Origin of the sequence: Hydrogenophaga intermedia, assembly GCF_023715105.1 — a bacterium.
In the GTDB taxonomy this organism is placed as follows: domain Bacteria; phylum Pseudomonadota; class Gammaproteobacteria; order Burkholderiales; family Burkholderiaceae_C; genus Hydrogenophaga; species Hydrogenophaga intermedia_A.
In genome coordinates, this window is the sequence record NZ_JAMBNO010000005.1 from 1 (window position 1) to 12039 (window position 12039).

The 12039-nt window shown below is 67.7% G+C and carries 13 protein-coding genes; 3 read left to right on the forward strand and 10 right to left on the reverse strand.

The genetic code is table 11. The annotated features are described in order from the left end of the window. Positions 1-168: 168 nt before the first annotated feature. From M3149_RS05780 to mltG, 8 genes are all read right to left on the reverse strand, one after another. Entirely contained in the window at positions 169-1680 is a 1512-nt protein-coding gene (locus M3149_RS05780; RefSeq protein WP_251708381.1) for a tripartite tricarboxylate transporter permease, read from the reverse strand. Between the two features lie 16 nt (positions 1681-1696). Beyond that, a complete protein-coding gene (locus M3149_RS05785) occupies positions 1697-2182 on the reverse strand; it encodes a tripartite tricarboxylate transporter TctB family protein (protein WP_251708382.1) in 486 nt (161 codons plus the stop codon). 83 nt (positions 2183-2265) lie between these two features. After that, a complete protein-coding gene (locus M3149_RS05790) occupies positions 2266-2892 on the reverse strand; it encodes an ankyrin repeat domain-containing protein (RefSeq protein ID WP_353056803.1) in 627 nt (208 codons plus the stop codon). A 61-nt stretch (positions 2893-2953) separates the two neighbouring features. Further along, on the reverse strand, positions 2954-3766 hold the full coding sequence (locus tag M3149_RS05795) for a TatD family hydrolase (protein WP_251708384.1): 813 nt from the start codon (positions 3764-3766) through the stop codon (positions 2954-2956). Between the two features lie 74 nt (positions 3767-3840). Next, entirely contained in the window at positions 3841-4206 is a 366-nt protein-coding gene (locus tag M3149_RS05800; RefSeq protein WP_251708385.1) for a PilZ domain-containing protein, read from the reverse strand. A gap of 95 nt (positions 4207-4301) precedes the next feature. Beyond that, positions 4302-5309, reverse strand: coding sequence for a DNA polymerase III subunit delta' (gene holB / locus M3149_RS05805; RefSeq protein ID WP_251708386.1), 1008 nt, complete (start codon positions 5307-5309; stop codon positions 4302-4304). Continuing rightward, positions 5306-5953, reverse strand: coding sequence for a dTMP kinase (gene tmk, locus M3149_RS05810; RefSeq protein WP_251708387.1), 648 nt, complete (start codon positions 5951-5953; stop codon positions 5306-5308). The genes holB and tmk overlap by 4 nt, the downstream gene beginning before the upstream one ends. A gap of 5 nt (positions 5954-5958) precedes the next feature. Further along, on the reverse strand, positions 5959-6966 hold the full coding sequence (gene mltG / locus M3149_RS05815) for an endolytic transglycosylase MltG (protein WP_251708388.1): 1008 nt from the start codon (positions 6964-6966) through the stop codon (positions 5959-5961). Positions 6967-7104: 138 nt separating this feature from the next. On the opposite strand from mltG, the gene M3149_RS05820 reads away from it, so the two are divergent. Both M3149_RS05820 and M3149_RS05825 read left to right on the forward strand, forming a co-directional pair. Further along, positions 7105-8028 carry a YgfZ/GcvT domain-containing protein gene (locus M3149_RS05820; RefSeq protein ID WP_251708389.1) on the forward strand — a complete coding sequence of 308 codons (924 nt, stop codon included), beginning with the start codon at positions 7105-7107 and terminating at the stop codon, positions 8026-8028. Further along, positions 8028-8882 (forward strand): NRDE family protein, encoded by an 855-nt coding sequence (locus M3149_RS05825; protein WP_251708390.1) that lies wholly within the window; start codon positions 8028-8030, stop codon positions 8880-8882. The genes M3149_RS05820 and M3149_RS05825 overlap by 1 nt, the downstream gene beginning before the upstream one ends. Here M3149_RS05825 and M3149_RS05830 read toward each other — a convergent pair. Together M3149_RS05830 and M3149_RS05835 are read right to left on the reverse strand one after the other, a co-directional pair. Then, entirely contained in the window at positions 8860-9741 is an 882-nt protein-coding gene (locus tag M3149_RS05830; protein ID WP_251708391.1) for a YbgC/FadM family acyl-CoA thioesterase, read from the reverse strand. The two genes, M3149_RS05825 and M3149_RS05830, sit on opposite strands and share 23 nt — an antisense overlap. A 1-nt stretch (position 9742) precedes the next feature. Continuing rightward, positions 9743-10726 carry an alpha/beta hydrolase gene (locus tag M3149_RS05835; protein ID WP_251708392.1) on the reverse strand — a complete coding sequence of 328 codons (984 nt, stop codon included), beginning with the start codon at positions 10724-10726 and terminating at the stop codon, positions 9743-9745. An 83-nt stretch (positions 10727-10809) separates the two neighbouring features. Here M3149_RS05835 and M3149_RS05840 point away from each other — a divergent pair, with 83 nt between their 5' ends. Then, positions 10810-11949 (forward strand): iron-containing alcohol dehydrogenase, encoded by a 1140-nt coding sequence (locus M3149_RS05840; protein WP_251708393.1) that lies wholly within the window; start codon positions 10810-10812, stop codon positions 11947-11949. The last annotated feature ends 90 nt before the right edge of the window (positions 11950-12039 follow it).

A 12039-nucleotide genomic window follows, 5' to 3' on the forward strand; every position in this document is an offset into this window, starting at 1 on the left:
GGGGGTCTGCCCCCTCTCCTCCCGGAGAAGATTTCTCCTCGACCATGAAAAACGCCCCAAGTGTGACCTTGGGGCGCATTGTGGGGTCCGAAGACCCCTTGAATCAACTCCTTAACCGAACGGCTAGGGGTTTTCCCGCCGGGGCTTTTGTCGCGCAACAGCGGCCCGTCAGTCTTCCACGAAGGCTTCCTGGCGCTTTTTCTTCACCGCTGGAAGCAAGACGATCACCAGCAGCAACAAAGCGGCCACCAGCAGCGAGGCCGAAATCGGGCGCGTGACGAACACCGACCAGTCGCCGCGTGAGATCAGCAGCGCGCGGCGCAGGTACTCTTCCATCATGGGCCCCAGGATGAGGCCGAGCAGCAGCGGCGCGGGTTCGCAGCCCAGCTTGATGAAGAGGTAGCCGATCAGCCCGAACAGCGCCACCATCCAGATGTCGAAGTTGTTGTTGTTCGTGGAGTACACGCCGATGGCGCAGAACAAAACGATGGCCGGGTACAGCCACTTGTAGGGCACGGTGAGCAGCTTGATCCACATGCCGATCAGGGGCAGGTTCAGGATGATCAGCATCGCGTTGCCGATCCACATGGAGGCGATCAGGCCCCAGAACAGATCCGGGTTGCTGGTCATCACCTGCGGGCCCGGCTGGATGTTGTGGATGGTCATCGCACCCACCATCAGCGCCATCACCGCATTGGGCGGAATGCCCAGCGTCAGCAGCGGGATGAACGACGTCTGCGACCCGGCGTTATTGGCCGACTCGGGCGCCGCCACACCGCGGATGTTGCCTTGGCCGAACGGCACCTCGCCGGGCTTGAGCTTGGTCTTCTTCTCGATGGTGTAAGCCGCAAACGACGACAGCAGCGCGCCGCCACCGGGCAGGATGCCCAGCGCCGAGCCGAGCGCGGTGCCGCGGATCATGGCCGGGAACATGCGTTTGAAGTCTTCGGCGGTGGGGAAGATGCCGGTGACCTTGCCGGTGAAGACCTCGCGCTTGGACTCGTCGTGCGACAGGTTGCTGATGATCTCGCCGTAGCCGAAGATGCCCATGGCGATCACCACGAAGCTGATGCCGTCGGTGAGTTCGGGGACGTCGAAAGTGAATCGCGCGACGCCGGAGTTGATGTCGGTACCGACCAGACCGATCAGCAGGCCGAGCACGATCATGGCCAGTGCCTTGATCAGAGAACCCGAGGCCAGCACCACCGCGCCGATGAGGCCCAGCACCATGAGCGCGAAGTACTCGGCCGGGCCGAAGCTCAGGGCCACCTCGGTGAGCGGCGGCGCAAAGGCGGCCAGCACCAGGGTGCCCACGCAACCGGCAAAGAACGAGCCGATGCCGGCCGCCGCCAGCGCCGGGCCTGCCCTGCCCTTGCGCGCCATCTGGTACCCGTCGATCACGGTCACCACCGACGACGACTCACCGGGCAGATTCACCAGGATGGCGGTGGTGGAGCCGCCGTACTGTGCACCGTAGTAGATGCCGGCCAGCATGATCAGCGCGGACACCGGCTCCAGGCCATAGGTGACGGGCAGCAGCATGGCGATGGTGGCCAAAGGCCCCAGGCCCGGCAACACGCCAATGAGCGTACCCAGCAGGCAGCCGACGAATGCGTACAGCAGATTCTTGGCCGTGAAGGCCACGCTGAAGCCCAACGACAGGTGTTCGATCAGTTCCATGTTCTTGTCTCCGGGATCAGGCCGTCAGGAACCACGGCAGCACCGGGAACTGAAGGTTCAGGGCATAGACGAAAGCAAAGTAGCTGCCCACCGCCAGCACCGTGGCCAGCACGAGCGACTCCTTGATCTTGTGGCCCGGGCGCGCGTAGCCGGCAATGATGATCAGTGCATAGAGCGCCACGATCAGGCCGAAGGCGGGGATGCCCAGCGCCGGCACGCCCACCAGGAGCACGCCGAAGGCCAGGTTGGCGGACAGGATGAACACCAGCGGGCGCCACGCGATCGCGCCGATCTTTTCCTCCGCCACACCGCGTCCGAAGGACTGCAGCGTGACGATCACACCCAGGACGGCCAACAGGATGCCCAGCAACAACGGGAAGTAACCGGGGCCCATGCGCGCGGCCCCGCCGATATCGAAATTGGTGGCGCCCACCGCGAAGGCGATGCCCACGGCGGTGAACATGAGGCCGGACACGAAGTCCTTCTGGCTTCTGGCTTTCACGACGTCTCCTCGGGTATGCAAAGCCCCGCATTGTCGCGGGACGCCTTGCGGGCGGTCATGTGGGATTCACCTACGCCGCCGCCTTACCAGCGTCCGGCTGGTTGCCTCGATCGCACGGCAGCGGCAATCGCCTCGGCCGTGTCGGCGCGGTTGGCACGGTGCGCGAAGTCGATCGCGCTCAACCCTTGCTCGTTCTTCAGCAGAGGGTCGGCGCCCTCCTCCAGCAACAGCCGCACCACGCGCGGATGGCCGTAGTGCGCTGCCATCATGAGCGGTGTGCTCCGATTGGGCGACTCGGCGTCGATGTAAGCATGGTGTTCGAGCAGCAGGCGAACCACGGCCACGCTGTTCTCGCCCGGGTGCGTCGCGGCATAGTGCAGCGGCGCCCAGCCGGGTTTGTTCACCTCGGCACGGCGCTCGATCAGGCGGCGCACCAGTTCGGGCTTGCCCTTGAGCGCCGCCATCATGAGCGGCGATTCACCCTTGGCGTTGCGGTACTCGACTTGTACGCGCGCCTGCCCGAGCAGGTACAGGGCGGCGCGCTCGGCGTCGTCGCGCAAGGCGAGGTAGAGCGGGTGCTGCCCCGCCGGGTCCAGCGTGTTGAGGTCAAAGCCGCGGGCCGCCAGTGCCTGCACGGCGGCAACGTCATCGCGCTTGATGGCAGCAAAGAAGTCGTCGTAGGAGTCAGCCCAGACGGGCGGACACAACAACAGGCCAAGCATTCCTTTTAAAACAAGGCGCTTTTTCATGAAGTTAAAGTAATCGGTGAGATCAATGAACCGCCTGCGCCGGCGCCACGCGGTTGAACAGCCGCAGGAAGTTGGCGCTGGAAGCCTCGGCAACAGCCTCCAGGCTCACGCCGTGGATGTCGGCCACCTGCTGCGCCACGTGCGGCACCCATGCCGGCGTGTTGACCTTGCCGCGATGGGGCACGGGCGCCAGGTAGGGGCTGTCGGTTTCGATCAGCAGGCGATCCAGCGGCACCAGGCGTGCGGTGTCACGCAGGTCCACCGCGTTGCGGAACGTCAGGATGCCCGAGAACGAGATATAGAAGCCCAGATCCAGCGCGGCGCGGGCGACTGCGCTGGTTTCGGTGAAGCAGTGGAAAACCCCGCGCGCAGCGTTGCCCTCTCCGGAAAAACCACCCTCCTCGCGCAGGATGGCCAGCGTGTCGTCGGAGGCCGAGCGCGTATGGATCACCAGCGGCAGATCGGTCTGACGCGCGGCGCGGATGTGCACGCGAAAGCGATCCCTCTGCCACGCCATCTCGGCCACCGAGCGGCCATTGAGCCGGTAGTAGTCGAGCCCGGTCTCGCCGATGCCCACCACGCGTGGCCGGGCGGCGCCGGCGAGCAGGTCTTCCAGCGTCGGTTCGCGCACGTCCTCGTTGTCGGGGTGCACGCCCACGGTGGCCCACAGCTGGGGGTGTGCCGTGGCCAGCGCGTGCACGGTGTCGAATTCCTCCAGCGTGGTGCAGATGCACAGCGCGCGCTCCACGCGCGACTGCGCCATGGCGTCGAGGATGGCGGGCAGCTGCTCGCGCAGCTCGGGGAAGCTCAGGTGGCAATGCGAGTCGGTGAACATACCCCGATGATCCATGAAAAACGCCTCGCAACCCGGGGGCGGCGAGGCGCGGTCGGCGCAGGCCTGAAGTCTGGTCAGAGGGTCTGGGTCTGTCGGTCGGACGACAGGTTGGCGCCCAGCGTCTCTTCGATCTTGAGCTTGAGCTGTTTCGATTTTTCGTCGGCTGGAAAGCGGATGCCCACGCCCTGGGTGCGGCCACCCTGGGCCTTGGGCGGTGTCACCCACGCCACCTTGCCGGCCACGGGATAACGCTGCGGATCGTCCGGCAGGCTGAGCAGCACGTAGACATCGTCGCCCAGGCGGTAATCGCGGGAGGACGGGATGAAGATGCCTCCCTCGGCGAACAAGGGGATGTAGGCAGCGTACAGCGCCGCCTTCTCCTTGATCGAGAGCTGGATCACGCTGGGGCGGGCCGCAGCGGTGCTCGGGTTGGTACTCATGGGGTCGAGTTTAAGGTCCATCACAGCTCGCAAACGCTGGATTCAAGCCACACCTTGGGGACTTGTCCGGGGATTGGGTCACGATCGGACACCTTTCAGCGACGGGCGGCACCCAGGGCCTCCCGGGCGCGCGCCGCCCAGGCTTCCTGCAGCAGCCCGGCCTGGTAGGGGTGTTCCACGCTGCGCGCGGCCAGTGCGAGCTCGCGCGACCACAGGGCCAGCACGCGCCAGGGCGGCGGTGGCGGCAGCTGATCCTGCGGAAAAAAGCGGGACGGCGCGCCGGCCGCGCGTGCCATGAGGTCGTGGCAGAGTTTCTGCAATACATCGAGCTGGGTGGCGGGTGGCTGCTCGGACAGCGCGCTCCAGTCGCCGCGGGCCAGCGCCTGAGGCAGCTTCACCCATTGCTCTGGCGAAAGACCACTGCGCGAGAGCGCGAGTGCCATGTCGGGGCGGCCGCCCGAGGCATGCCACCAGGCCAGCGCCGCCGACAGGTTCATGCCGCCTTGTGCCTGCAGCCAGGCCATGCCCTCCTCTGCATCCGGCCAGGCCAGTTGCAGCGTCTGGCAGCGGCTGCGGATGGTGGGCAGCAACTGGTGCGCAGCCTCGGTGGCGAGCACGAAGCGCACGCTGGGCGATGGCTCTTCCAGCGTCTTGAGCAGGGTGTTGGCCGCCTCCACGTTCAGTCGGTCGGCGGGATAGACCATCACGACCTTTTGCCCGCCGCGGGCGCTGGTGGTCTGGGTGAAGGCCACGGCCTGGCGTGCCGATTCCACGCGGATGAAGCGGCTGGGTTTGCGCTTCTTCTCGTCGATCTCGCGCTGGTCGCTCTCGTCGATCGGCCAGCCCAGCGTGACGCACAAGGTCTCTGGCATGAGCGTGCACAGATCGGCATGGGTGCGCACGTCGATGGCGTGGCAGCTGGCGCATTCGCCGCAGGCGCCTTGCCCGGTGGGTTGTTCACACAGCCAGGCGCGCGCCACGGCGAGCGCCAGGTCGTACTGGCCCAGCCCCGACGGGCCGGCCAGCAGCACCGCGTGCCCGCGCTGGGCAAGCACCGCCTGCAACTGGCGCTGCAGCCAGGGGGCCAGGGGTTGGGTACTCATGAGGAGGGCAGCCAGCCGCGTTGGGCAAAGGCGCGCCGGACCGCTTCGGCGACGGCATCGCGCGGCTGGTCGGCGTCGATGCGGGCAAAGCGCTGCGGTGCCTGTGCGGCGCGCGCCGCGTAACCACTGGCCACGCGTTGGAAGAACGCTTGCGGTTGCGATTCGAAGCGATCGGGCACCCGGGCCGACGCCAGCCGCTCGGCCGCCACGGCGGCAGGCAGATCGAACCAGACGGTGAGGTCGGGTTGCCGCAGGTTGCCGTGCGCATCGCGTTGCACCCAGGCTTCCAGTTGCTCGAGCACGCGCAAATCGAAGCCCCGTCCATGCCCCTGGTAGGCGAAGGTGGCGTCGGTAAAGCGATCGCACAGCACGACGGCGCCATCGGCCAGTGCAGGTTCGATCACCTGCGCGAGGTGGTCGCGTCGCGCGGCAAACACCAGCAGCGACTCGCACAGCGGGTCCATCGGGTCGTTGAGGACGAGCCCGCGGAGCTTTTCCGCCAGCGGCGTGCCACCAGGCTCCCGGGTGAGCACGACGCGCCTGCCCGTGGCCTCGAAGGCACGCGCAATGGACGCGATGTGCGTGGACTTGCCCGCGCCATCGATGCCTTCGAACGTGATGAACAGACCGGCGGAAAGGGACATGCGGTTCAGCGGCCCAGCTGGAAGCGGCGCACGGCTGCGTTGTGTTCGCTCAGCGTGGCACTGAACTGGCTGGTGCCGTCACCGCGCGCGACGAAATACATCGCGTTGGTTCTGGCCGGTTGAACCGCCGCCATCAAGGAGGCCATGCCGGGCAGCGAGATCGGTGTCGGCGGCAGGCCGGCGCGCGTGTAGGTGTTGTAGGGTGTGTCGGTGGTGAGGTCGACGCGGCGCAGGTTGCCGTCGAATTTGTCGCCCAGGCCGTAGATGACGGTCGGGTCGGTCTGCAGGCGCATGCCGATGCGCAACCGGTTGGCGAACACGCCGGCCACGCGCTCCCGGTCGCTGTCGCGTCCGGTTTCCTTTTCCACGATGCTGGCCAGGATGAGCGCCTCTTGCGGTGACTGCAACGGCACCGACGGGTCGCGCTGTTCCCAGGCCTGGGCCAGCCGCTGCTCCATGGCGCGTGCGGCCTGGCGAAGCACGCTGGACGCGCTGGCGTTCTTGACCACGCGGTAGGTGTCGGGGAAGAAGCGGCCTTCCGGATGCACGCCCGCCATGCCCAGGCGCTCCATCACTTGCTCGGGGCTCAGGCCTTCAAGGTCCTGCGTGAGATGGGGCATGGCGCGCAACGCGTCGATGGCCTGGCGCGCGGTGTGGCCTTCGACGATCTGCACGCTCAGCAGCGCTTGTTCGCCCCGCACCAGTTTGCCCAGCAGGCTGCGCGGTGTGGTGCCGGGCGCGATCTCGTACACGCCGGCCTTGATGCCTCGGGATTCGCCCGATAGGCGGAACCATGCGAACAGCAGCTCCGGTGAAACGTCCACGCCGGCGGCGGCGATGCGATTGGCCGCTGTGCGGGCCGAACTGCCGGGCGGGATCTCGAATTCCAGCGGCGCCTGCTCGCTTGTTGCGGCGGGCAGCGTCAGCGGGTTGTGCACCCACCAGTGACCCACCATGTAGGCGATGGCGGCGAGCAGCAGCGGATAAACCACCAGGAGTCGGATAACGCGCATCGAGAACTTGTTGTCGTCAGGGGAAAAAGGGCCGGGCGGCAACGGCGCAGCAGGCCCGTCATGATAATTCGCAGGTACTCTCACTCCGCGACCGCGGGCCCGCCTCCCGTCCCGGGCCGGACACCCCTCATCGACCGCATGACCACCCATCCTGTTTCCAGCACCACTGAATGTCTGCATGGCGTTTGTGCGCTTCCCACGCTCGGCGTGATCGCGGCCGATGGCGAGGACGCCGTCAAGTTCCTGCAGGGCCAGCTCACCCAGGACGTTGTCCTGATGGGCGCGCACGAGGCGCGGTTGGCCGCGTTCTGCTCGGCCAAGGGGCGCATGCTCGCCAGCTTCGTGATCATCAAGCGCTCGCCCGAGCGCCTGCTGCTGGTGTGCAGCCGCGACCTGCTGGCGCCCACGCTCAAGCGGCTGCAGATGTTCGTGCTGCGCGCCAAGGTCAAGCTCGTCGATGCGAGCGACGCGCATGCGGTGTTCGGACTTGCGGGGGACGCGGTGCCCGCCGAACTGCCTGCCAGGTCCTGGAGCCACCTCTCGGCAGGCGATGCGGGCATCGTGCGGCTGTACCCCGGTGCCGCCACGCCGCGTGCCTTGTGGGTGGGCCCGGCCGGCGCGGTGGTGGCCGGCCCGGCGCTGCGTGAGTCCGACTGGGCCTTTCTCGACGCTGCCAGCGGTGTGGCCACCCTCACCCAGCCGGTGGTGGAGGCGTTCGTGCCGCAGATGTTGAACTACGAATCGGTGGGTGGCGTGAACTTCAAGAAGGGTTGCTACCCCGGGCAGGAGGTCGTGGCACGCAGCCAGTTCCGCGGCACGCTCAAGCGCCGTGCTTATGTGGCACAGGCCGACGCTGGACTGCATGCCGGCCAGGAAGTGTTCGCGCTGTCCGATGCGGAACAACCCGTTGGCACCGTTGTGCAGGCCGCGGCCGATCCGGCGGGCGGTTGGCGTGCCATCGTTTCGATGCAGACCAGCGCCGCTGATGGTCAGCCCTTGCGGGCCGGCGACGCCACGCTGTCGCTGCTGCCCCTGCCTTACGCCCTGCTTGACGACATCTGATGTGCCTCATCGCTTTCGCGATCGATGCCCACGCGGATTGCCCTCTGCTGGTGGCGGCCAACCGCGACGAGTACCTCGCGCGGCCCGCCGCCGGCTTGCAGCGCTGGCGCCTGGATGACGGCACCGAGGTCATCGGCGGGCGCGACCTGCGCGAGGGCGGCACCTGGATGGGCATCACACCCGGTGGGCGTGTGGCGTGGCTCACCAATGTGCGGCGCGCGGGCCTGGAGCAAGGCGCGCGCAGCCGCGGCGAGCTGGTGGCTCGCTGGCTCGGCGCAGCCAGCGATGCCGAGGGCTTTGCCGCCGACATTGACGCTGGCGACTACGGCGGCTTCAACCTGGTGGTGGGCGATCTGCGCCAGCGGCGCTGGCATTGGCTCAGCAATTGCGACCCCACGCGCCCGCACGAAGCCACCCTTGCGCGGTTGCACCTGGCACCCGTGCCCCCGGGGCTGCACACCCTGTCCAACGCCAGCCTGAACACGCCCTGGCCCAAGGCGCGCCGCCTTGCCCAGGCGCTCAAGCAGGCGCTGGAAGACCACGCACGCGCCGAGGCCCTGCTGGCCGATGCCCTGACCGACACCCGCACCGCGGGCGATGAAGAACTGCCGCGATCGGGCGTGCCGATCGAGTTCGAGCGCGCGCTCTCCAGCCCTTTCGTGCACATGCCGCAGCGCGGCTATGGCACGCGCTGCAGCAGCGTGCTGCGCTGGGGTGCGGACGGCCGCGTGCAGTTCGATGAATGGACGCACATCGCGCTGACGCCCTCGCCCTCCCATTCGCCCCCGCTGGCGCCTTCGTTCAGCACCGCGGTGCACCGGCGCGAGCGGCTCACGGTGCTCCAAGCGGCTTGAACATCTCCAGGTGCTCGATGCCGGCCTCGCTGAACGGCTCGCCGCGCGCTTCGAAGCCGAGCCGGCTGTAGAAGCCGACGGCACTGCGCTGCGCGTGCAGCATGACCTCGCGATCGCCGCGCACGCGGGCGGCCTCCATCAGCGCCTGCAGCACACGCCGGCCCACGCTGCCGCCGCGCAGCACCCGGTGCACCGCCATGCGGCCGATCTTGCCCACGCCCGGCGCGGGCTGCAGCAAGCGCCCGGTGCCCACCACCTGCCCCAGGCGATTGCGGGCGACGGCGTGCACGGCGGTCGCGTCGGCATCGTCGAGCTCGATGTCCAGCGGAATGCGCTGCTCCTCGACGAAGACCGCCTGGCGCAACGGGCGCGCGTGGGCGCCGAGTTCGTCCCAGTGGCCCACCCGAAGGTCGAGCATTTCCTCGCCCGCCTCGAAACCGTGCAGCACCGCGCGCAGCCGCTCGGGCACCGGACGTGAGGTCTGCGTGGCCGGGTCGGCGAACACGTAGACCAGTTCACCGCTGATGAGGTGGTCGTCGCCGCGGAAGATGGCGCCGTGAAAGGTGAGCGAGCTGTTGCCGATGCGTGCGCACTTCATGGCCACATCGATCTGGTCGTCCATGCGCGCAGAGGCGTGAAACTCCACCGTGGCCTTGACGACGTAGAGATCGCCATCGAGGCTGTGCATGGCCTCCTCGTACGGCATGGCCAGCGCGCGCCAGTAGTCGGTGATGGCGGTGTCGAAGTACATCAGGTAGTGCGCGTTGAACACGATCTTCTGCATGTCGACCTCGGCCCAGCGCACGCGCAGACGGTGGAAGAAACGGAAGTCCCGGCGTTGGTGCTTGTGGTTGCTCATGTCAGTGGCTTTCGAAGGCATGGCGCAGGGCGCGCGCCGCGTGCTGGTGGGCGGTGAGGGCTTCGGGAATGGCGCGGCCGAACTGGATGAATCCGTGTACCACGCCCGCGTAGATTTCGAGGTCGACCGGTACGCCCGCCAGGCGCAGGCGATCGGCATAGGCAATGCCTTCGTCCGTCAGCGGGTCGCACTCGGCCAGGCCGATCCAGGCTGGCGCAACGCCGTCGAGTTCCTTCAGGTGGCCGGTTTCATCCCGTCCGTCCAGGGGGGCAAAGCGCCAGTCGTCGCGATCGCGCGCGTCGCGCAGGTAGTGCCCGAAAAAGTAGTCGATGTGTGGCTGCTCCAGGACGAAGCCGTGGGCGTACGTCCTGTGCGAGCCGCTGTCCTGGTGGCCGGCGCAGCCCGGGTAAAACAACAGTTGCAGCGCGAGCGCCTGGCCGGCGTCGCGCGCGGCAATCGCGCTCACCGCGGCCAGTGTGCCGCCCGCGCTGTCACCCCCCACCGCAATGCGTCGGGCATCGAGTCGCAGGTCCGAAGCCTGTGCGCGCAGCCATTGCAGGCTGTCCCAGGCGTCGTGCACCGCGGTCGGGAACCGCGCTTCGGGTGCGAGCCGGTAGTCCACCGACAGCACCGCGCAGTGCGCTTGGTGCGCCAGGGCGCGGCACAGCGGTTCGTGCGTGGCCACGCTGCCGATGGTGAAGCCCCCACCGTGGAAATACAACAGCACCGGCAAGCCAGGCTCGGTGCCGGGCACGAACAGGCGCGCATTCAACAAGGCACCATCGCGTGTGGGGATCTGCAGCGGCTGCACCCGGGGCAGCGCGTGCGGCCTGATGTCCAGCACGCCGGCGCCGAGCTCGTAGGCCTGACGGGCCTGTGCCGGCGACAGCGCGTGAAGCGGCGGGTGCCCGGCGCGGGTCATGCGGTCAATGACGCCTCGCATGGCCGGCGTGAGGCGTGCGCGCGGGTTGCGGTGATCGGACATGCGTGGATTGTCTTTTGCGCGACCGCCCGCACGGGTGGCCGGCCTATAGTTTCGGCAAGCCCAGAACATAACCGGAGACATGCATGGCCCAGATCCTGTACGTGACAAACATCCTCATCGACTTCGGTGCGCTGGCGCAGCTCAAGGCCGAGTGCGAACGCGTGGGCATGGCGCGTCCGCTGGTGGTCACCGATGCCGGCGTCAAGGCTGCTGGCTTGCTCCAGCGCCTGCTCGCTGCCCTGCCCGGCCTGCAGCCCGCAGTGTTCGACCAGACGCCGTCGAATCCCACCGAAGCCGCGGTGCGTTCGGCGGTCGCGATCTACAAGGCGCAGGCCTGTGATGGGTTGATCGCGCTCGGCGGCGGCAGCGCCATCGACTGCGCCAAGGGTGTGGCCATCGCGGCCACGCACGACGGCCCGCTCAAGACTTACGCCACGATCGAAGGCGGGTCACCGAAGATCACCGCAGCCGTACCACCGCTGATTGCGGTGCCGACCACCGCGGGCACCGGCAGCGAGGTCGCGCGCGGTGCCATCATCATCGTCGACGACGGCCGCAAGCTGGGCTTTCACAGCTGGCACCTCGTGCCCAGAACCGCTTTGCTGGATCCGGAACTCACGCTGGGCCTGCCGCCGCTGCTGACCGCTGCCACCGGCATGGACGCCATCGCGCACTGCATGGAGACCTTCATGAGCGCAGCCTTCAATCCGCCGGCCGATGGCATTGCGCTGGACGGTTTGCGCCGCGGCTGGGCGCACATCGAGCGCGCCACCAGGAACGGCGCCGACCGCGAGGCGCGGCTGAACATGATGAGCGCAAGCATGCAAGGCGCCATGGCGTTTCAGAAGGGGTTGGGCTGCGTGCACAGCCTCAGCCACAGCCTGGGCGGCATCAACCCCCGCTTGCACCACGGCACGCTCAACGCGGTGTTCCTGCCGGCGGTGATCCGCTTCAACGCGCAGACCGAATCGCTGCAGAAGGAGCAACGACTGCAACGCATGGCCGAGGCCATGGGCCTGGGCTCCGCGGATGACGTGCCCGAGGCCGTGCGCGACATGAGCGCGCGCCTGGGCCTGCCGCCTGGCCTGCACGCCATGGGGGTGGAGGAATCGGTGTTCGAGCGCGTCATCGACGGCGCACTTCTGGACCATTGCCACAAGACCAACCCCCGCGTGGCGAGCGCCGACGACTACCGCGAGATGCTGGCGGCATCCATGCGCTAATCGTGCAAATTCGCGTACCTAAGTCCTATCCAATCACGGAAAAATGACGACTTTGGCAGTGCTTTAATCGCCTTTTCAGGTGAGGAAAGC